The 20131-nt window shown below is 73.8% G+C and carries 17 protein-coding genes; 11 read left to right on the top strand and 6 right to left on the bottom strand.

Annotation, left to right across the window (positions count from 1 at the left end):
• Window positions 1-5: 5 nt before the first annotated feature.
• Window positions 6-2819, bottom strand: a complete 2814-nt coding sequence (locus tag ABZ321_RS51100) for an AAA family ATPase (protein WP_354903676.1) — start codon at window positions 2817-2819, stop codon at window positions 6-8.
• Window positions 2820-2931: 112 nt separating this feature from the next.
• Here ABZ321_RS51100 and ABZ321_RS51095 point away from each other — a divergent pair, with 112 nt between their 5' ends.
• Complete coding sequence (locus ABZ321_RS51095) at window positions 2932-3534, top strand: adenylate kinase (protein ID WP_354903674.1); 603 nt, start codon at window positions 2932-2934, stop codon at window positions 3532-3534.
• On the opposite strand, the gene ABZ321_RS51090 is transcribed toward ABZ321_RS51095, so the two are convergent.
• Window positions 3531-5957, bottom strand: a complete 2427-nt coding sequence (locus tag ABZ321_RS51090; protein WP_354903672.1) for a glycoside hydrolase family 32 protein — start codon at window positions 5955-5957, stop codon at window positions 3531-3533. The two genes, ABZ321_RS51095 and ABZ321_RS51090, sit on opposite strands and share 4 nt — an antisense overlap.
• 97 nt (window positions 5958-6054) lie before the next feature.
• On the opposite strand from ABZ321_RS51090, the gene ABZ321_RS51085 reads away from it, so the two are divergent.
• On the top strand, window positions 6055-7065 hold the full coding sequence (locus tag ABZ321_RS51085; protein WP_354903671.1) for a LacI family DNA-binding transcriptional regulator: 1011 nt from the start codon (window positions 6055-6057) through the stop codon (window positions 7063-7065).
• Between the two features lie 12 nt (window positions 7066-7077).
• Here ABZ321_RS51085 and ABZ321_RS51080 read toward each other — a convergent pair whose 3' ends face one another.
• Window positions 7078-7977, bottom strand: coding sequence for a hypothetical protein (locus tag ABZ321_RS51080; protein ID WP_354903670.1), 900 nt, complete (start codon window positions 7975-7977; stop codon window positions 7078-7080).
• Entirely contained in the window at window positions 7970-8491 is a 522-nt protein-coding gene (locus tag ABZ321_RS51075; RefSeq protein WP_344512625.1) for a sigma-70 family RNA polymerase sigma factor, read from the bottom strand. Before ABZ321_RS51075 ends, ABZ321_RS51080 begins: the two co-directional genes overlap by 8 nt.
• Before the next feature lie 213 nt (window positions 8492-8704).
• Here ABZ321_RS51075 and ABZ321_RS51070 point away from each other — a divergent pair, with 213 nt between their 5' ends.
• From ABZ321_RS51070 to ABZ321_RS51035, 8 genes are read left to right on the top strand one after another with little or no spacing between them, the layout of a single operon-like run.
• On the top strand, window positions 8705-9316 hold the full coding sequence (locus ABZ321_RS51070) for a chemotaxis protein CheW (RefSeq protein ID WP_354903668.1): 612 nt from the start codon (window positions 8705-8707) through the stop codon (window positions 9314-9316).
• Window positions 9313-10155 (top strand): CheR family methyltransferase, encoded by an 843-nt coding sequence (locus tag ABZ321_RS51065; protein WP_354903666.1) that lies wholly within the window; start codon window positions 9313-9315, stop codon window positions 10153-10155. Before ABZ321_RS51070 ends, ABZ321_RS51065 begins: the two co-directional genes overlap by 4 nt.
• Window position 10156: 1 nt before the next feature.
• Window positions 10157-10654: a chemotaxis protein CheD gene (locus ABZ321_RS51060; protein WP_354903665.1), complete on the top strand. Its 498-nt coding sequence runs from the start codon at window positions 10157-10159 to the stop codon at window positions 10652-10654.
• Window positions 10644-11696, top strand: a complete 1053-nt coding sequence (locus tag ABZ321_RS51055) for a chemotaxis response regulator protein-glutamate methylesterase (RefSeq protein WP_344512632.1) — start codon at window positions 10644-10646, stop codon at window positions 11694-11696. The genes ABZ321_RS51060 and ABZ321_RS51055 overlap by 11 nt, the downstream gene beginning before the upstream one ends.
• Window positions 11689-12726: a methyl-accepting chemotaxis protein gene (locus ABZ321_RS51050; RefSeq protein WP_344512634.1), complete on the top strand. Its 1038-nt coding sequence runs from the start codon at window positions 11689-11691 to the stop codon at window positions 12724-12726. The genes ABZ321_RS51055 and ABZ321_RS51050 overlap by 8 nt, the downstream gene beginning before the upstream one ends.
• Before the next feature lie 12 nt (window positions 12727-12738).
• A complete protein-coding gene (locus ABZ321_RS51045) occupies window positions 12739-13107 on the top strand; it encodes a response regulator (RefSeq protein ID WP_344512636.1) in 369 nt (122 codons plus the stop codon).
• Window positions 13104-13382 (top strand): STAS domain-containing protein, encoded by a 279-nt coding sequence (locus ABZ321_RS51040; protein ID WP_344512638.1) that lies wholly within the window; start codon window positions 13104-13106, stop codon window positions 13380-13382. Before ABZ321_RS51045 ends, ABZ321_RS51040 begins: the two co-directional genes overlap by 4 nt.
• 13 nt (window positions 13383-13395) lie before the next feature.
• Window positions 13396-15519, top strand: coding sequence for a chemotaxis protein CheA (locus tag ABZ321_RS51035; protein WP_354903663.1), 2124 nt, complete (start codon window positions 13396-13398; stop codon window positions 15517-15519).
• A gap of 21 nt (window positions 15520-15540) precedes the next feature.
• On the opposite strand, the gene ABZ321_RS51030 is transcribed toward ABZ321_RS51035, so the two are convergent.
• Complete coding sequence (locus ABZ321_RS51030) at window positions 15541-17226, bottom strand: methyl-accepting chemotaxis protein (protein WP_354903661.1); 1686 nt, start codon at window positions 17224-17226, stop codon at window positions 15541-15543.
• Between the two features lie 245 nt (window positions 17227-17471).
• Between ABZ321_RS51030 and ABZ321_RS51025 the strand changes: the two genes are divergently transcribed.
• Window positions 17472-17858 (top strand): cellulose binding domain-containing protein, encoded by a 387-nt coding sequence (locus ABZ321_RS51025; RefSeq protein ID WP_354903659.1) that lies wholly within the window; start codon window positions 17472-17474, stop codon window positions 17856-17858.
• On the opposite strand, the gene ABZ321_RS51020 is transcribed toward ABZ321_RS51025, so the two are convergent.
• Entirely contained in the window at window positions 17839-20001 is a 2163-nt protein-coding gene (locus ABZ321_RS51020; protein WP_354903657.1) for a tetratricopeptide repeat protein, read from the bottom strand. The genes ABZ321_RS51025 and ABZ321_RS51020 overlap by 20 nt on opposite strands.
• Window positions 20002-20131: the final 130 nt, after the last annotated feature.

The raw sequence follows: 20131 nt of genomic DNA, 5'->3' as shown, positions 1-20131 counted from the left end.
GCGATTCAGAGCGCCGGAGCGGAGGTGCCGGCCCGCGAATCGAGGGCGCCGGCGAGGGCGGCGCGCGAGGTGATGCCGAGCTTCGGGAAGGCCCGGTGCAGGTGGGCGCCGACCGTGCGGTGCGACAGGAACAGCCGCTCGCCGATCTGCTTGTTGGTCAGCCCGGTCGCGGCGAGCGTGGCGATCTGCCGCTCCTGCGGGGTCAGCGCCGCCGGTCCGGACCCGACGGTGGCCACGCCCGCGGCGCGTAGCTCGTTGCGGGCCCGGTCCGCCCACGGCTGGGCACCGAGCCGGTCCAGGCTCTCCAGGGCGTCCCGCAGCTGCAGCCGGGCGCTGGTGGTGTCGCGGGTGCGCCGCAGCCATTCGCCGTACGCGAGCCGGATCCGCGCCTGCTCGAACGGCCACTGGTCGGCGCACGGGAGCGCGAGCGCGGCCGCGTAGAGCCGCTCGGCGTCGTCGTCGGGGGCGGCGATCGCGGCGGCGCCGGCGGTGAGCAGCGCGGTGCGGGACGACACGTCGGCGAGCCCGGCCTGCCGCGCGGCGTCGACGTGCGCCCGCGCCTCGTCGAGGTGTCCGATGTGGACGGCCGCGTCGACGGTGTCGAGGACCATCCACCGGCCGGGCACGCCGAGGCTCGGGTGCCCGGGCCCGTCGATCCGGGCCGCCTGCACGTAGGCGTCCTCGTAGTCGCGCCGGCCGAGCGCGGCGACGGCGCGGGCCTGCCACGCGAGGGCCTGCGTCAGCCCGACGCCGCGCGGCGCCGCCCAGCGGGTCACCTCGTCGGTCAGCATCCGCGTGCGGGTGGCGTCGCCGCGGTACGCCCCGATCAGCGCCAGCCGGCACCGCAGCTGCCCTTCGAGCAGGTGATAGCCGTCGGCGCGGGCGATCTCGAGGGCCTCCTCCGCCAGCCGCTCGGCCTCGTCCCACTGCCCGTGCGCGATCGAGTCGACGCTGAGCATCAGCAGCCCGGCGATGACCACGGTGACGATGCCGCCGTCGCGTTCCCGGTCGATGACGCGGTGGCACAGGTGCCGGTAGGCGGCGAGCGCGTCGAGCTCGACGGCGGCGTACGTGAGCGGGATGAACTGCCACGGCGCCGGGTCGCTGGACAGGTCCTCGAACGCGGTGGAGAGCCGGTGCCGCAGCGGGCCGGCGGTGCCGACCGGGTCGGCGTACGCGTCGTAGCACAGCTGCAGCGCGGTGACGGCCCGCGGGTCGAACCTGGTCAGCGCCGCCCGCAGCAGCTCCCACGGCCCAGGACGTCCACTGTAGACACACACGAACAGCAGCGCGTAGAGCACGCCGTAGGCGTCCCAGCCGTCGCCCGGCGTGCCGTCGAGGTCGTCGAGCGCCCGGGCGAGGAGGCGGTGGGCCGCGTCGACGTCGCCGCTGCCGTTGGTCAGCAGGTGCGCGGTGGCGGCGAACACGAGACCGGTGGCGGTGTGGGGGGTCTGCCCGGCGTCGTTGAGCAGCTGCGGCACCCGGTCGAGCTGGCCGGTGACGTTGGCGAGGAACGCCGCCTCGACGAGCCGCCGGGACCGCTGCCCCGGCCGGTCGCTGAGCTCGCTGGCGCGCACGAGCGCGCTGACCGCGCCGGCGGCACCGCCGCGGGGCCGGCCGCCGCGGCCACCGGTCCAGGCGGCCTGCGCGACCTCGTCCAGCGCGCGGGCGACGACCTCGTCGGGTCCGGTCGCGGCGTCGGCGAGGTGGCGGGCGCGGCGCTCCGGTGCGGTCCCGCGGCACCCTGCCGGCGTCGCCGCGACGGCGGGCCCGAGTGTCCGGGCGACGGCGAGGTGCGCGTGCCGCCGCTCGTCGGCGGTGGCGAGCTGGGCGACCGCGGCGCGGATCAGCGGGTGGCGGAACTCCAGGCGGCCGCCCTCGACCACGCGGATCAGCCCGGCCCGCTTCGCCGGGGACAGGTCGCGGAGGTCGGCGTGCGGGCGGGCGGCGGCCCGCACCATGGCGACGTCGGCGTCGGGGTCGAGCGCGGCCAGCAGGAGCACGGCCCGGGTCGGCTCCGGCAACTCGGCGAGCCCGGCGGCGAACGCCGCCTCGAGGCGGTCGCCGAGCGGCAGGAACGCGGGCAGGGCGGCCTGACCCGACCGCTCCCGGGGCGTGAGCACCGCCGGCAGCTCCAGCAGCGCGAGCGGGTTGCCGGCGGCGTCGTCGAGCAGCCGCCGCCGCACGACGCCGGGCAGGCCGGGGTGGTGGGCGTCCAGCAGCGCCGCAGCGGCCCGCGCGGACAGCGGGCCGACGGTCCGCTCCGGCAGCCGCGTCTCGTCGAAGACGCCACCCGCGCCCGACCGGACGGCGGCGAGGAACCGCGCGTGGGTGCCGGCGACGCGCCGCGCGAGGAACCCGAGGACGGTCGCGCTCGCCGCGTCGATCCATTGGACGTCGTCGACGACCAGCAGCAGCGGGCGGCCCGCCGCGACCTCGGCGACGAGGGCGAGCACGGCCGTGGACAGCACCAGCGGCTCGGCCTCCCGGGCGCCGGCGCGGCCGAGCACATGGGCGAGGGCGTCGCGCTGGTCGTCGGGGAGCTGCCCGGCGAAGTCCCGGGTGGCGTACAGCAGCTGGTGCAGCGTCGAGAAGCGGATCCCGGACTCGAAGGGCGCGCCCGCCGCCCGCAACACCCGCATCCCGGCCGCGCCGGCCCGTGCGGCGGCGGCGTCGAGCAGCGCGGTCTTGCCGGTGCCCGGGTCGCCGCGCAGCAGCAGGCTCGGGCCGGGCGGGTCGGCGCCGGCGAGCACCGCGTCGATCGTCCGCAGCTCGGGTGCCCGGCCGCGTAGTTCGCCCTGCTCCGCTGGAAGCGTCACGGTCATCCCCCGACCCCAACGGTAGCCAGGGAAGCAGTCATCTGACCCATGCCGCGGTGCCGGGGCCGCCGCAGGATTCATGGGTAGCCACGCACCAGCGATTGGAGACACCATGCGGGTACTGATGATCGCGCCACCAGGAGCCGGCAAGGGCACGCAGGGAGCGCGGATCGCAGCCCGCCTCGGCGTGCCGCACCTCGCGACCGGTGACCTGCTGCGCCGCCACGTCGCGCTCGGCACGAGCCTGGGCCGGGCCGTGCAGGAGCATCTGGACCGCGGCGACCTGGTGCCGGACGGCGTCATGCAGGACCTGGTCCGCAGGTCCCTCGCCGACGCGACGGCCGATGGCGGCGGTTACGTGCTCGACGGCTACCCGCGCACGCCCGCGCAGGCGTGGGCCGCGTACCGGATCGCCGCGTCGCTCGAAGCGACCGCGCACGTCGCGCTGCACCTGCGCGTCGACGACGACGAGGTGGTCCGCCGCCTGCTGGCCCGCTCCGCGATCGAGCACCGCACCGACGACACCGAGCCCGTCATCCGCCGCCGCCTCGCGCTGTACCACCGGGTGACGGAGCCGATCCTGCAGTGGTACCGCTACCGCGGCATCCTGCTGTCGGTCGACGGCATGCCGGAGCCGGACCGGGTGACGTCGACGGTGGTGTCGGCGTTGCGGTGCCGAAGGCCGTGCCCCGATCCGGTGCCGCTGGCCGCCTAACCGCGGGTGAGGCGCTGCACCACCCCCGTGCCGTCGTAGACGTTGGCGCCCAGGTAGCCGCTGCTGTAGGCGGTGTCGGTGGCGTCGATGACCGGCGTGGTGCCGCCGCCGCCCAGGTACACCTTGATGCTCGCGCCCGAGGCGACGACCTTCAGGTGGTAGGTGCGGCCCGGGACGATCGCCGTCGGGTAGGTGGCGATGTCGCGGCCGGGTCGCCACAGCTTCACCACCCCGGACGCGTCGATGTTCGCGGTGTAGTGCTGGGTGGCGTCGGCGTTGGCCCGGAAGGTGAGGGCGGCGGCGGTGCCGTTGACGATCGTCAGATCGCCCTCGTAGGTGAAGTCGGCGGCGACGGTCCGGCTCAGGTAGAACGTGTCGCCGGCGCTGGTGCCGCGGGCGCCGGCCCGGGCGGTGGTCGTCGTCCAGGTGCCGCCGACGGGCTGCCACGGGCCGGCGAGGTTCGTCGCGAACCCGGGCCCGTTCAGCGTCAGGTTCTGCACGGTGGCGGTGCCGTTGAAGACGTTGGCGCCCAGGTAGCCGCTGCTGTAGGCGGTGTCGGTGGCGTCGATGACCGGAGTCGTGCCGTGGTCGAGGTACGCCTTGATGCTCGCGCCGGCGGCGACGACCTTCAGGTGGTAGGTCCGGCCCGGGACGACCGCCGCTGGCGCGGTGGCGATGACCCGGCCGGGCCGCCACAGCTTCACCACCCCGGACGCGTCGACGTTGGCGGTGTAGTGCTGGGTGGCGTCGGCGTTGGCCCGGAAGGTGAGGGCGGCGGCGGTGCCGGAGGCGATCGTGACGTCGCCCTCGTAGGTGAGGTCGGCGGCGGTCGTGTTGCTCAGGTAGAACGCGTCACCGCTCGCGGTGCCGCGCTTGCCGGTCGCGGCGTCGCCCCAGGACCCGCCCGCGGCGCGCCACGGCCCGGCGAGGTTCGACTCCAATGTGGACTGACCCTGCCCCCACGCGGAGCCCAGCCGGTGGAGCTCGGCGGAGACCAGCCGCACGGAGCCGCCGGTGGCGAACAGCCGGATGCCCTGGCTGCCCGCCGCGGAGTTGAAGTTCACGTTGTCGGTGAAGGAGAGCCGGCCGTCGTTGCCGAACACCTCCAGCTGGCCGCGGTCCACGAGCAGCCGCACCTTGACCCGCCCGTTCAGGGGTGCCAGCGGCGCCCCGTACAGCGTCTGCGCGGCCCGGTCGTAGACCACGGCCCGGTCGTGGCCGCCGTCCGCGCGGCGGTGCAGCTGGAACCCGAACTGGGTGGCGGTGGCGGCGCCGACGTCGAACTCGGCGAGGATCTCGTAGGTGTCGGCGGTGATGCCGGCGAACGGGTCCGTGGCCGGGTCGGTGGTGATCGTGCGGTTCGACCAGGTCGTGGTGCCCTGGCGCAGGGAGGCGATCTCGGCGACGGGGAACCGGGTGACGCGCGGCCCGGCGGGCGTGCTGATGAGCCCCAGCTGGACGGGGAACGACGCGTTGCCGGTCCAGGTGCCGCCGCGGTTGCCGGGCTGCCAGGCCATCTGCACGGTCCGGCCGTCGGGCATGTTGCTGAACGTGAGGCCCGCGTAGAACGTGCCGTCGAAGCTGTTGCGGCCCTGGTCCATGCGCTGCGGCGCGGTCCAGTCGGGGGTGAACACGGCGCCGTCGAACGTGCCGGTGACGTACTCACCGGAGGCGTCGGTCATCACCCAGCGGATATTCGCCGCGTTCCCGTCGACGGGCAGCGGGAAGAAGTCGGGGCACTCGAAGAGCCAGCCCGCGGCGTACCGGCTGCGATAGGTCCAGTCGAGGAGGTTCGCCGACGTGTAGACGTTGACGCCGTTGCCGCCGCCGTCGGACCAGACGACCATGACCCACCGGCCGCGGGCGGCGTCCCACAGCACCTTCGGATCGCGGCTGGTGCCGGTCGGGGTCACGACCTTCCGGCCGCGGTCGTAGCTCTGGAAGGTGCGGGCGCCGTCGGTGCTGTAGGCGATCGAGACGCCGTTGGTGCCGGTGAACACGACGATCGGGGCGTCGGCGCCGGTCTTCAGCCCCGAGGCGTTGGTGGTGTCGACGACGCCGGCGCCGGAGAACAGATCGCCGGGGTGCGCGCCCGGCTCGAGGGCGACCGGCTTCTGCGTCCAGTGCACGAGATCGGGGCTGGTCGCGTGTCCCCAGTGCATGGTGTCCCAGCCGAGGCCGTGCGGGTTGTGCTGGTAGAAGAGGTGGTACTGGCCGTTGTAGTACAGCGGGGCGTTGACGTCGTTCATCCAGCCGCTGCGCGAGCTGAAGTGGAACTGGCCGCGGAACGGCTCGTCGTAGGCGGCGGTGGCCGGGTACGGGAACTCCGGGTAGTCGCTGGACGGGCTCGCGGCGGCCGGAGCGGCGGCGGACAGGGCGCCGGCGACGAGGGCGGCGACGAGCAGGAACCGAACGGTACGCATGGCGGTGGTCCCTTCGGCGGGGTGACCGGTAGGGTTGAGGAAACGTTTCCTGGCGAGTGTTCGACAGTGTGCGCTTCATAGAGAAAGATGTCCATACATGAGTGACCGTGGGCGGGCCACGATGAAGGACGTCGCGGCGCTCGCGGGCGTCGGGCTGGCGACGGTCTCCCGGGTCATCAACGGCGTGCCGGTCGACCCGCACCTCACCGGCCGGGTCCTGGACGCCGCGCGGCAGCTCGGCTACCGCAAGGACACCGCCGCCACCAGCCTGCGCCGCGCCGACCGGCGCACCAACACGATCGGGCTCGTGCTGCAGGACGTGGCCAACCCGTTCTCCTCCGCGCTGCACCGGGCCGTCGAGGACGTCGGCGTGCAGCGCGGGCTGCTGGTCCTCGCCGGCAGCAGCGACGAGGAGCCCGACCGGGAGCGGGAGCTGCTCGGGGTGCTGCGCACCAGGCGCGTCGACGGGCTCATCGTGGTGCCGACCGGCGCGCCCGACGGGGAGCTGGCGGCGGCGCACCGCGACGGGACGCCGATCGTCTGCGTCGACCGCGCCTCGCCGGTGCCCGGCCTGGACACCGTCACCGCCGACAACCGCGGCGGCGTCGCGGGGGCCGTGCGGGCGCTGCACGACCTGGGGCACCGCGACATCGGGTTCGTCGCCGACCACTCGTCGCTGTGGACGGCCCGCGAGCGGCACGCGGGGTTCGTCCAGGCGGCGGGGGCGACCCGGCCGGCGTGGGTGCGCCGGGACGTGCGCACCGCGGAGGCGGCCCGGCAGGCGGTGACGGAGATGTTCGCCGCCGCGCCCGCGCCCACCGCGCTGGTGACCGCGCAGAACTGGTTGACCGTCGGCGCCCGGCGGGCGCTGGTGGAGCTGGGGCTGCACCGCACCGTCGCGCACGTCGGCTTCGACGACTTCCCCCTCGCCGACATGCTCGACCCGCCGGTGTCGGTGATCGCGCAGGACCCGGCGGAGCTGGGGCGGCGGGCGGCGTTGCTCCTGCTGTCCCGGCTCGACGGCGACACCGGACCCGCGGCGGCGGTGACGCTGCCGACGCGGTACATCGCCCGGGGGTCGGGGGAGATCCCGCCGCCCGGGCGATGACCCGCCCGTTGGTCAGCCGGCCTTGGAGCTGGTCACGGGCATCGAGGAGGCGCCCGGGCCGGCGCTGGCCGACGCGGGTGCGCCGGGCCTGGTCGACGCGGGCGGGCGCGGGGTGTCGTCGCCGGTCGGGGCCGGCGGCTTGCCGTCCGCCGACGACCACAGCACGATGATGTTCCCGGGGATCGGCGCGGTGTCGAACACGATCCAGTCGCCGGGCACCTGATCGGCCGGGGCGGCCATGGACTTCGGGCCGACGCGGTATTCGGCCGTCATGCCCTTCGAGGCGAGGATCTGGCGCGCCTCGGAGACCCGCTTGCCGATCAGGGACCCGCCGACGGCGTTCTGCTCCGTGGAGCCGCCCTCGATGAACTCGCCCGGCAGCGGGGTCCGGCCGAACGCCACGACCGCGTAGGACGAGAAGTTCAGCGGCACCTTGAACCCGACCTGGCACGACCCGTTGGCGGTGCACCGGCCGGGATCCTCGATCGCCTCCAGCCCCGGGGCGCCCGACTCCTCGAAGACCACCTTGCCGACGTTCTCGGGGTTCGCCGGCACCAGCTCGATCTTGATGTTGAGCCCGCGTCTCGCGAGCTCGTCACGGTACCGCTGGGGGTCGGCGGCGGGGTCCTTGATCGTGACGGTCAGGAACCCGTCGCCCTCGGTGAAGGTGAGCGCCGCGTTGGCCGGCTTCGGCGCGGTGAGCAGCGACCCGGCGACGAGCGCCGCGACGGTGAGCCCGGCCGCGACCGGCACCCCGACGAACAGGCGGCGCCGCCAGTTCGTCGCCGGCGCGCCGGTGTCCAGGATGGCGTGCAGCAGGTCCTCGCCGGCCGCCCGGGCGGGCTCCGGGACGTGCACGGTGGGGGAGAGCAGCCGGATCAGGTGATCCTGCTCCTCGTCGACGTCAGTCACGGTGGCTCCTCTCACGGCTGGTGAAGGTGGGTGTGCGCAGCGCCTCCGCGAAGCGGCGGCGCGCTCGGTGCAGGCGGATCCGGGCGGCGTTGACCGTGCAGCCGAACGCGACGGCGATCTCGTCGGCGCTCAGCCCCTCCCAGGCCACCAGCCGCAGCACCTCCCGGTCGCCCTCGGGCAGCGCGCGGAACGCGTGCGCGATCTCCGGCGGCACCGAAGGCTCGATCGTGGTGGCGCCGGCGAGCTCCTGCCGCAGCCGCGCCCCGAGGTCGGCGCGGCGCCGGTCGGCGCGCTGGTGGTTGGCCATGACGTTGCGGGCGACCCCGAACAGCCAGGGTCTGGCCTGCTCGTCGGGGATCTCGTCGATGCGGCGCCAGGCGGTCAGGAACGTGTCGGCGACCACGTCGGCGGCCGACTCCGGCCGGTCGACGCGCCGCAGCGCGTAGCCGAGCAGGTCCTGGTAGCAGGACCGGTACAGTGCTTCGAAGCGGGCGGCGCTAGGGGCTCGTGCCAAGGGTGGCTCCCGTCATGCGGCGTTCGTGTCGCCTGTACATGTCCGCACGGGGCCGAGCATTTCACGGTTCCTTCACGGCGCTGTCCGGCCGCCGCGCCCCGGGGAGGATTTGTCTGATCTTGTGCCCTGTTCCCCTTCAGGCGCCGGCGGCGGGGCCGATAGGTCTCCTGGTGGGCGTGTCCCGAGCGCCCGTCCGCCCGGGAGGGGAGACCAGTGAGCGTTGAGGCGGCGCCCCGTGGCGGCGGTCCCGGCGACAGCACCGCCGGCGACGCGAAGCGATACCTGACCTTCACGTTGAACGGCGAGTCCTACGCGCTGGACATCTTCCACATCACCGAGATCCTGGAATACCGGAATCTCACGGTCGTGCCGATGACGCCCGACTTCGTCCGCGGCGTCATCAACCTGCGCGGCCGGGCGGTCCCGGTCATCGACCTCGCGATCCGCTTCGCCAAGGGCGCCACGAGCATCGCCAGGCGCACCAGCATCATCATCGTGCACATCCGCGGGATGCCCGGGTCCGGCGACACCGGCGCGGGCACCGTCACCGGGGACGGCCGCGACGGCCAGGACATCGGCGTCCTCGTCGACGCGGTCAGCAAGGTCGAGTCCTTCACGGCGGAGGACATCGAGCCGGCACCGGCGTTCGGCGCCGGCATCCGGGCCGACTTCATCAGCGGCATGGCGAAGCGCGACAACGACTTCATCATCGTGCTCGACATCGACCACGTGCTGTCGCTGAACGACATGGCGGACCTCGTGACGGCGCTGCCGGCCGGAGCGGAAGGGAACGGCGGCGCCGACCGGGCGATCCGGTCGTCATGACGCGGTCACTCGCCGGCCCCACGGAGATCAGCGCCGCGGAGTTCCAGGCCGTCAGCGAGCTCCTCCACCAGTGCACCGGGATCCGGCTCGCGCCGGGCAAGGAGACGCTGGTGATGGGGCGGCTGGACAAGCGCCTGCGCAAGCTCGGCCTGTCCAGCTACACGGAGTACCTCCGGCTGATCCGGTCACCGCAGCACGCCACGGAGACCCGGCAGGCGATCGACCTGCTGACCACGAACGAGACGTTCTTCTTCCGCGAGCCGCGGCACTTCGAGTTCCTCGGCGAGGTCGTCGCGCCGGCGTACCGCGCCCAGCGCGTGCACCGGCCGTTCCGGCTGTGGAGCGCCGCCAGCTCCAGCGGCGAGGAGGCGTACAGCGCGGCGATGGTGCTCGCCGAGGCGCTGCCGGACCGGCCGTGGGAGATCGTCGGCACCGACATCTCGTCGCGGGTGGTGGCCGGCGCGGCGGCCGGCATCTACCCGATCTCGGCGGCGGAGCGGATCCCGAAGGTGATGCTGCGTCGGTACTGCCGCAAGGGCCGGGCCGAGTACGAGGGCCTGATGGCCGTCGACCGGGAGCTGCGGGCGCGCACGACGTTCCTCGGCGCGAACCTCCTGGAGGATCTGACCCGCCTCGGCCGGTTCGACGTGATCATGCTGCGCAACGTGATGATCTACTTCGAGCCCGAGACGAAGGCGCGGGTGATCGGGCGGCTGCAGGAGATGCTGCACCCGGGCGGCTACCTCATCGTCAGCCTGTCCGAGACGCTCAACGGCATCCCGTCGCGGCTGCGGGCGGTCCAGCCGTCGATCTACCGCCTCGGAGACGACCGTGGGTAGCGTGACCGAGGTCTTCCTCAACCCGGGCGACTTCCACTTCGCCGGGGCCGGCACCCGCATCCGCACCGTCCTCGGCTCCTGCGTCGCCATCACGCTGTGGCACCCGCGGCTGCTGGTCGGCGGGATGTGCCACTACCTGCTGTCCCACCGCGCCGCCCCGCCGGGGGAGCACCCCACGCTGAGCGGTCGCTACGCCGACGAGGCGGTCCAGCTGTTCCTGCGCGAGCTCGGGCGCAACGGCACCCGTCCCACGGACTACCAGGCGAAGATCTTCGGCGGCGGCGACCAGTTCCCCGGCGGATCGCCCGGCCCGGTGCCGCGCGTCCCGCGGGACAACATCGAGACCGGCCTGCTGCTGCTGCGCGAGCACGGCTTCCACCTGGCCGCGAAGCATCTGGGCGGCACCGGATCCCGGCAGCTGGTGTTCGACCTCGGCACGGGCGACGTGTGGGTGCAGCATCAGGAGCGCCGGCCGGCCGGAGCGGGTCATGACCGGTAAGGGGATCAGCGTCGTCATCGTCGACGACTCCGCGGTGGTGCGCCAGGTGCTGTCCAAGCGGCTGGCGGACAGCCCCGGCATCGAGGTGCTCGGATGCGCCTCGGATCCGATCTTCGCGATGAACCTGATGAACCGGGCCTGGCCGGACGTCGTCGTGCTCGACATCGAGATGCCCAGGATGGACGGCATCACGTTCCTCAAGAAGATCATGGCGACCCGGCCGACGCCGGTGATCATCTGCTCGACGCTGAGCCAGCGCGGCGCCCGCGCCACGATGGACGCCCTGGCGGCCGGGGCGGCCGGCGTCGTGCCCAAGCCCAGCACCGGCCTGAAGCAGTTCATGGCCGACGACAGCGGCGACATCGTGGCGGCGGTCCGGGCGGCGGCGGCCGGCAAGGTCGCCCGCCTGAACCGGGCCGGGACGGCCCCCGCCGCTGCCGCGCCGCGACCTGCCGCGGTGGCCCCGCCCGTGGTGTCGGCCGGCCGGATCATCGCCATCGGCACCTCCACCGGCGGCACGCAGGCCCTCGAGACCGTGCTGACGGCGCTGCCCCGCGACAGCCCGGGCATCGTGATCGTGCAGCACATGCCGGAGAAGTTCACCGCCGCGTTCGCCGAGCGCATGGACGTGCTGTCCGCGATCGAGGTCCGCGAGGCCGCCGACGGCGACCTCGTCGCCGACGGGCTGGCCCTCGTCGCGCCGGGCGGCCGGCACATGCAGGTCCTCTCCGACGGCGCCCGCTTCCGGGTCAAGGTGAGCGACGGCCCTCCGGTCAACCGGCACCGGCCCTCCGTCGACGTGCTCTTCCGGTCCGTCGCGAAGGTCGCGGGCCGGCACGCGCTCGGCGTGATCATGACCGGGATGGGCGACGACGGCGCCCGCGGGCTGCTGGAGATGCGGACCGCCGGCGCGCTCACCGTCGCGCAGGACGAGGCGACCTGTGTCGTGCACGGTATGCCGAAGGAAGCGGTCCGGCTGGGTGCCGTCGACCGGGAAGTGCCGCTGACCGCCATCGCCGAGGTGATCCGTACCCATGGTTGAGTTCCTGATCGTCGTCGTCGCCCTCGCCGCCGGCCTGGCCGCCGGCTACAAGGCCGGGGCGCTGCGCGCCGTCCGCGCCGGGCGGGAGGAGGCGGCGGCGCGCGCCGCGACCGCCGACTACGCGCGCAGCGTCACCGAGTTCGCCGGCGCGGTCGCCCCCGTCTGGTCGAGCCAGATCGAGTCGTCGCGGACGCAGATGGAGGCCGCGGTCGGCGCGGTGACCACCGAGTTCAGCCAGATCGTCGACAACCTCGACGCGGTGCTCGCCTCGTCGAGCGCGGCGCTGGAGGACAGCCACGGCGGCGGCGCGCTGGAGCGCGGCCGGCAGCGCCTCGGCAGCGTCGTGCACACCCTCGACGCCGCCCTGACCTCGAAACGTGAGGCGCTGCGGGACCTCGAGGCGCTGCTCGGCCTCAACGACGACCTGAAGCAGATGACCGCCGAGGTCGCCCAGATCGCGGCGCAGACCAACCTCCTGGCGCTCAACGCGTCGATCGAGGCCGCGCGGGCCGGCGAGGCCGGCGCCGGGTTCGGCATCGTCGCCCTGGAGGTCCGCCAGCTGGCGGAGCGGTCGTTCCAGACCAGCGAGCGGATGGCGCGCCGCGTCGAGGGCATCGCCGGCGCGATCGCCTCCGCGCTGAGCAAGGCCGAGGGCGACGCCGAGCGCGAGGGCGTGGCGGTCACCCGGGCCAACAGCGAGGTGAGCGAGGTCCTCGACGACCTCGGCGCCGTGCTCGCCGGCCTGCGCGACTCCTCCGACCAGCTCGAACGCGCCGCCGTCGGGATCCGGTCGGGGGTCGCCGGTGCCATCGTCAACCTGCAGTTCCAGGACCGGATCGGCCAGGTTTTGGAGCACCTGCGGGAGAACATCGACCGGATGCCGGTCGTCGTCGCCGAGGACCGGTCCCTGAACGCCCAGCGGCTGCTCGACGAGCTCGCCGCCACGTACACGATGCACCAGGAGCGGGAGGCGCACCTCACCGGCGCCAAGACCGCCGCGGTGCCCGAATCAGAGATCACGTTCTTCTAGAGGGGGCACCTGATGTCGAAGACCATTCTGATCGTCGATGACTCGGCGTCGGTACGGCAGGTCGTCACCATCGCGCTGCGCGGCGCGGGCTACGAGGTGGTGGCCGCGACCGACGGCAAGGACGCGCTGAAGCAGCTCGACGGCCGGCGGATCCACCTGATCATCTCGGACGTGAACATGCCGAACATGGACGGCATCACGCTCGTCGGCGAGGTCAAGAAGCTGCCGTCCTACCGGTTCACCCCGATCATCATGCTGACGACGGAGTCGCAGGAGGACAAGAAGCGGCAGGCGCAGGCGGCCGGGGCGAAGGCGTGGGTCACCAAGCCGTTCCAGCCGGACCAGATGCTGGCGGCGGTGTCGAAGCTGGTCATGCCGTGACCGTGCCGGCCCGGCGCCTGGAGCTCGACGGCGAGCTGACCATCGTCGCGGCGGCCGAGCAGCAGGCCCGGGTGCGGGCGTTCCTCGCGGAGAGTCCCGTGCCGGCCGAGCTCGACCTCTCGGGCGTGACCGAGCTGGACACCGCCGGCCTGCAGATCCTGCTCGCCGCCCGGCGGGAGGCGGAGCAGCGGGGCACCGCCCTGACCTTCCACGACCCGAGCGGCCCCGTCCGGTCGGTGTTCGAGACCGCCCACCTCAGCGCGGAGCTGGACTGACGGGAGCACGATGGTGAGCGACGACCTCAACGACGCCCTCGACACCTTCATCACCGAGGCACGGGAGCTGCTGCAGGACTTCGAGGAGGGCCTGCTCGGCCTCGAGGACGACCCGAGCGCCGAGGAGACCGTCAACGCACTCTTCCGCACGATGCACACCCTCAAAGGGTCGGCGGGGCTGTTCGGCCTGGCCCATCTGGTGGCGTTCACGCATGTGGTGGAGACCGTGCTGGACTCGCTCCGCGAGGGCGAGCTGGCGGTGACCCCGGAGCTGGTCAGCGCGCTGCTGCCGTGCGGCGACCACGTCTCCTCGATGGTCGAGGGCGTGGCCTCCGGCCGGACCGAGGCGACACCGGCCGAGACCGTCGACGGCGACCGGCTGCTCGCCGCGCTCCAGCCGTTCCTCACCGAGGGGGAGGCGCCGGCTCGTACACCCGCCGCCGCCGAAGAACAGAGCAATGACGGGCTCAGGACGTGGCGGCTCACGCTGTGGTTCGGACCCGACAGCCTGCGCAACGGCATGGACCCCTTGTCGTTCCTGCGCTATCTCGGCAGCATGGGCACCGTCACCCGGGTCACGACCCTGACCGACGCCCTGCCCGAGCCCGACCTGATGGACCCGGAGACCTGCTACCTCGGCTTCGAGGCCGAGTTCGTCAGCGGCGCGCCGAAGACGGAGATCGAGGGGGTCTTCGACTTCGTCCGCGAGGACAGCCAGATCGCGATCGTGCCCGCCGACGACTACGTCACGGTGATCGAGGAGCTGCCCGACCAGGACCGGCTCGGTGACCTGCTGGTCCGCAGCGGCGCCGCCACCGACCTGGAGATCGCCAGGGCGCTGCGGATCCAGCAGGAGCGCAACCGGTCCGGCGACACGCTGCCGCCGCTCGGCGAGATCCTGATCGAGACGCAGGCCGTGCCGAAGCCCGTGGTCGAGGCGGCGCTGGGCAAGCAGCGCAAGACGGCCGACAGCCGGTCGCAGGAGACCCAGACCATCCGGGTGTACGCCAACCGCCTGGACAAGCTCATCGACCTCGTCGGCGAGCTCGTCATCGCCCAGTCGAGCGTGGGGATCCACCGCCGCGACGGCGACGGCGACGGCGACGAGGAGGCGCAGGGCGAGGTCATGAGACTCGTCGAGGAGGTCCGGCACAGCGCGCTGTCGCTGCGGATGGTGCCCATCGGCACCACGCTGCGCCGCTTCGAGCGGGTCGTCCGTGACGTCTGCGTCGACCTGGACAAGGACGTCGACCTGATCATCACCGGCGGCGAGGCGGAGATGGACAAGGCGCTCGTCGAGCGGATCGGCGACCCGCTGCTGCACCTGGTCCGCAACGCCCTCGACCACGGCGTCGAGCCCCGGGCGGAGCGGGAGCGCGAGGGCAAGCCGGTGCGCGGGAAGCTGCGGCTCAACGCCTTCCACGACGCCGGGTCCATCGTCATCGAGGTCGCCGACGACGGCCGTGGGCTCAACCGCGAGCGCATCCTCGCCAAAGCCGTCGACCGCGGCATGGTCCAGGCGGGCACCGTCATGAGCGACCACGAGGTGTTCGACCTCATCTTCGAGCCCGGCTTCTCGACCGTGGAGACGGTGTCGAACCTCTCGGGCCGCGGCGTCGGGATGGACGTCGTGCGCCGCAACATCGCCGAGCTGCGCGGCACCATCGAGGTCGACACGGCCGCCGGGGCGGGCACCACCTTCCGGATCCGGCTGCCGCTGACGCTCGCCATCATCGACGGGTTCCTGGTCGGCGTCGGGACCAGCGCGTTCATCGTGCCGCTGGACCGGGTCACCGAGTGCGTGGAGCTGCCGCCGAACGCCTCCGGCCGCGACTGCATGTACCTGCGGGGTGAGGTGCTGCCCTTCGTCCGGCTCCGGACGATCTTCGACATCGCGGGGCAGCCGCCGCGGCGGCAGAACGTGGTCGTCATCGAGCAGTCCGGGCAGCGGGCGGGGCTGGTCGTGGACACCCTGCTCGGGCAGTTCCAGACCGTCATCAAACCGCTGGGGGTGCTGTTCAGCGAGGCCCGCTGCATCAGCGGCTCGACGATCCTCGGCAACGGCGAGGTGGCGCTGATCCTGGACGTCGGACCCCTCGTCGCGGAGAACGTGAGCCGCGAGCAGTTGCTCGTCTGAAGGCCGGCCCGCCGGACCCGGTCAGAAGCGGTCGAACTTGCTCTCGTCGATCTCGGCGACCGGGAGGTCGGCCCGCGGCGAATACTGCGAGGTGCCGTAGTTCAGGCTCTTGGCCTGCGGCTTCGCCGTCTCCCGCGGCGAACGGCCGCCGTTCGTGGCGCGGCGCCCGCCGCCCGTGCCGGTCGTGAAGAACGCCATCATGTTCTGCAGCTGATGCGTCTGCGCCGCCATCTCCTCGGCGGTGGCCGCGAGCTCCTCGCTCGACGACGCGGTCTGCTGGGTGACCTTGCCGATCTGGGTCATCGCGATGTTGATCTGGTGCACGCCGGTGGACTGCTCGCCGCTGGCGGCGGCGATCTCCTGGACCAGGTCCGAGGTCCTGGTGATGCTCGGGATGATCTTGTCGAGGAGGGTGCCGGCGTGCTCCGCGGTCGTCACGCTGCCCGCGGCCAGCTCGCTGATCTCCTGCGCCGCGATCTGGCTGCGCTCGGCGAGCTTGCCGACCTCCGTCGCCACCACGGCGAAGCCCTTGCCGTGCTCCCCGGCCCGGGCCGCCTCGATGGTCGCGTTCAGGGCCAGCATGTTGGTCTGGAAGGCGATGTCGTCGATGATGCCGATCTTGCTGGTGATCTGCTTCATCGCGTCGAGCGTCTTCTGCACCGCGCCACCGCCGTCCTGGGCCTCGGTCGCGGCGCTGGCCGCGATGCTCTCGGTGGTGCGGGCGTTGTCGCTGTTCTGGGCGATGCCGGCGGTCATCTGCTCGATGCTGGCGGTCGTCTCCTGCACGCTGGCGGCCTGCTCGGTCGCGGCCTGCGACAGGCTCTGGGAGGCGCCGCTGATCTGGCTCGACGCGTTGGTCAGCTGGGTGGCGGAGTCGACGACCGTGCTCACCGTGTCGGCGAGCCGCTCCAGCGCGCTGTTGAGAGCGGTGCCCATCCGGCCGACCTCGTCGCGGCTCACCACCGTGACCCGCCGGTCGAGGTGCCCCTCGGCCATGGCGGACAGGACCGCGACCGTCTCCTGCAGCGGCCTGGAGATCGCCCGGCTGATCATCAGCACGATCGTGAACGCGAGCACCAGTGCCACCACGATCAGCCCGATCGACAGCACCCGCGAGGAGTCGTACGCGGACTTCGACTCGGCGAGCGTCGTCTGGGCGGCCTTGTTCTCCAGCTCCACCAGATTGGTGAGCGCGGTGTCGATCGTGGCCGCGATCGACGCGCCCTGCCCCTTGGTCACCTTGTTGAAGCCGTCGTAGTCGCTGGCCTTCGCCAGCGGGATCAGCTGCGTCGTGAGCAGGTCCTGGTACGCCTTCCAGGAGGACTCGAACGCTTCCCGGTCGGCCGCGCCGCCCTGCCCGCCGCCGGCGGCGAACGTCTGCCAGCTCGTGTCGAGCCCCTCCACGGCTGTCCGCAGCGCCTGATCGGCGGCGTCCTTCTCGGCCGGGGTCTGCGCGAGGGCGACGTCCCGGAGCCGGAACCGGATATCGCGGTAGTCCGAGCTGACCTCGTCGACGTTCTGCACCGTGCGCAGGTTGTTGTTGTACATCAGGTCCAGGCGATCCTGGGCGTCGCCGAGCTGGATCAGGCCGAACACCCCGATCGCCAGCAGCAGCACGGACACCACGCCCGCCAGGGTGCCCAGCTTCCAGGCGACGGACAGGTCACGGAATCCGGAGCGGCGTCGTTCGCCGGTAGCCTCGGCCATTCCCGGCCCTCCTCTGGAGTTGGGTCTGCCCTCTCCTCATCGGCCCCGACCGGCGATCGTCTGAGCATTTCCGCCACCGACGTCGCGTCGTCCGATCGGGCGGGATCCGGGCCTGTTGACCCGCCCGGCTCGGGCTCGGTAGATTCCGGCCGCGAGCCGCGGTGGGAGCCGAGCGGCCGGACGCGGCGTGTGAGCCGCGGGTCCGGCGCGTGTCCGTGCCCGTCACACCCCGTCCCGGAGGCACCGTGTTCCGCTCCGCCATCCTCGCCGTCGCCGCGCTCCTGCCGCTCCCGTTGGCCTCGCCCGCGTCGGCCGCCGCCCCAGCTGGGGACTTCAGCTGTGACTACCGCTTCTTCGCGTGGGACGGGGGGTTCGTCGCGGACCTCACGATCACCAACCACGGCCCGGCCATCGACGGCTGGACGGCCAGGTGGACCTTCAGCACCGCGACCGGCAACCTCGGCGTCTGGCAGGCCAGGATGGAGCAGCCGAACCCGTTCGCGGTCACGGCGACGAACATGCCGTACAACGCCGTCATCGACACGGGTCGGTCGGTGCGGTTCGGCTGGACCGCGTCGGCCGCCGCGACGGAGGCGCCGCACGACCTGACCGTCAACGGCGTGCCCTGCTGAGCCCGTCGACGGCGCGAGCCAGCCCGTGCCGGTCGCCGGTGCGTTCGGCGAGGGCGCGGGCCGCCGCGAACCGGTGCACCGCCGCGTCCGGGCGGTCCGTGGCCAGCAGCACGTCGCCGAGGGCGTTGAGGGTCTCGACCTCCAGGCCGCACTCGCCCGTGGCGCGGGCGACGGTGAGCGCGCGCCGCAGGTGGCCGAGGGCCTTCGTGTGGTCGCCGTGGCGGTGGTACGCCACCCCGAGCGTGCCCCGCGCGGTGCCCTCGCCGCCGCGGTCACGGGCCTCGACGCACCGCTCCAGGGCCAGGTGCAGGTGCGCGAGCGCCGCGTCGTGGCGGCCCGTGGCGCTGAAGACGGCGCCGAGGTTGCCCAGCGCGTAACCCTCGAGGCGCCGGTCGCCGAGGTCGGCGAACAGCGCCGCCGCCCGGTGCAGATGGTCGAGGGCCTCCGGGTGCCGGCCGATGCGGTACAGCGTGAAGCCGAGGTTGAGCAGCTGGGCGCCCTCGCCGTGGCGGTCGCCGAGCGCCCGGTAGGCGGCCAGGGCGTCCCGCAGCCGGGCGAGCGCCTCGTCGTGATCGCCGAGCCGCTCGTGCACGAGGGCCAGCCGGGCGGTGGCGCGCGCCTCGCCGGCCGCGTCACCGGCGGCGCGGTGCCCGTCCAGCGACCGCCCGAAGTGGACCTTCGCCAGGTCGTGGTCGCCGAGCAGCCAGTGGACGGCGCCGAGGTCGGTGTGCGCGCCGGCGTCGCCGTGCGCCGCGGCGGCGGCGTGCAGCGCGAGCGCCTCCCGGTAGTGGCCGCCGACCTCCAGGTATCGCCACAGCACCCGCGACAGGGCGACGGCGGCCCGCGACCCGGCGAGGGTGACGAGCGCGGCGCGGTGCCGGTCCAGCCATCGCGCCGCCGCCTCGGGACCGTCCATGGCGGTGGGCTCTGCGCCGGCGCGGTCGTGGGGGAACAGGGTCGCGGTCGCGGCGGTCGCGGTGTCCAGCAGGTGCGCGGCGAGCCGGTCCAGCGCGGCCCCCGCCTCGCCGGGCGGCAGGAGCGCGGCGAGCTCCGCGCTGTAGGCCCGCAACAGGTCGTGCATGGTGTAGCCGCCGTCGGCCGGCTCGACGAGGTGCGCGCGGGCCAGCTCGTCGAGCGGCGCCCCGGCGGGCCCGCCGGCGAGGGCGGTGGCGGTGGCGTCGTCGAAGACCCGGCCGGGGTACAGGCCGAGCAGCTGGAAGGCGCGCGCGGCGGGCGGGTCGAGGCGGCGCAGCGACCAGGAGAACACCGACCGCAGCGCGGTGTGCGGGTCGCCGTCGGCGTCGAACGCGGCCAGGTCGGCGGGGACCCCGGAGCAGTGCGGTGACGGGCCGGCCGCGGCGATGCGCAGCGCGAGCGGCAGGCCGGCGCAGCGGTCGGCGAGGAGGTCCACGGTGCCCGGGCCGGCCCCGGGGCCGAGGAGCCGCCGCAGCAGGACGCGGGAGTCGGCCCGGTCGAGCCGGCCGAGGCGGACCGGGTGGGCGCCGTCGCGGGCGACGAGGCCGCCGAGCGTGTCACGGCTGGTGACGACGACCGCGCCGGTGGAGGTGCCGGGCAGCAGCGGGCGGACCTGGCCGGCGTCGGCGGCGTTGTCCAGCACCACGAGCAGCCGCCGGCCGGCGACCTCGGTCCGGTAGCGGGCGGCGCGTTCGTCGGTCGCGGCGGGAATGCCCGACGCCGGCACGCCGAGCCCGCGGAGGAACCCGGCGAGGGCGTCGCCGGGGTCGACGGGCTGGCGGGGGTCGTACCCGCGCAGGTCGACGTAGAGCTGGCCGTCGGGGAACCGGTCGGCGACGCGGTGCGCCCAGTGCACGGCGAGGGCGGTCTTGCCCACGCCGGCGGTGCCGGCGATCAGCACGACCCGGGCCCCGGCGCCCGCGAGGACGGCGTCGAGGTCGGCGAGGCGCGCCGCCCGGCCGGTGAACGCGGGCACGTCCGCCGGCAGCTGCCGGGGCACCGGGTGCGCCGGGCCGGCAGAGTCGGCAGGGGCGGCAGGGGCGGGGGAAGGCACGGGACGGCGGCCCTCCTCGACCCGGTCGCGGGCGGTGGCGAGCGCGCCCTGCTCGGCCGGTGACGCGCCCAGCAGGCGGACCAGCACGTCGAAGCGGTCGGTCGGCGGCAGCACCCGCCCCGACAGGTAGCCGCCGATGATCCCGTGCGTGCAGCTGCGCGAAGCGACGCGTGAAGCGGTGGCGCAGCGGGATGGGATTGGTCTTGCCTGGGGCGTCCATGCGTGCCACCCTAGGGCCAATCCG

Source organism: Dactylosporangium sp. NPDC006015 (genome assembly GCF_040614215.1).
Classification (GTDB): domain Bacteria; phylum Actinomycetota; class Actinomycetes; order Mycobacteriales; family Micromonosporaceae; genus Dactylosporangium; species Dactylosporangium maewongense.
This window is presented reverse-complemented; position numbering and strand designations above follow the sequence as displayed.

Bases quoted from the DNA above. Each gene is read 5' to 3' on its own strand.
- ABZ321_RS51090 (WP_354903672.1), bottom strand. From the start codon at position 5,957: ATGCGTACCGTTCGGTTCCTGCTCGTCGCCGCCCTCGTCGCCGGCGCC.
- ABZ321_RS51050 (WP_344512634.1), top strand. From the start codon at position 11,689: ATGGTTGAGTTCCTGATCGTCGTCGTCGCCCTCGCCGCCGGCCTGGCC.
- ABZ321_RS51055 (WP_344512632.1), top strand. From the start codon at position 10,644: ATGACCGGTAAGGGGATCAGCGTCGTCATCGTCGACGACTCCGCGGTG.
- ABZ321_RS51085 (WP_354903671.1), top strand. From the start codon at position 6,055: ATGAGTGACCGTGGGCGGGCCACGATGAAGGACGTCGCGGCGCTCGCG.
- ABZ321_RS51065 (WP_354903666.1), top strand. From the start codon at position 9,313: ATGACGCGGTCACTCGCCGGCCCCACGGAGATCAGCGCCGCGGAGTTC.
- ABZ321_RS51030 (WP_354903661.1), bottom strand. From the start codon at position 17,226: ATGGCCGAGGCTACCGGCGAACGACGCCGCTCCGGATTCCGTGACCTG.
- ABZ321_RS51095 (WP_354903674.1), top strand. From the start codon at position 2,932: ATGCGGGTACTGATGATCGCGCCACCAGGAGCCGGCAAGGGCACGCAG.
- ABZ321_RS51045 (WP_344512636.1), top strand. From the start codon at position 12,739: ATGTCGAAGACCATTCTGATCGTCGATGACTCGGCGTCGGTACGGCAG.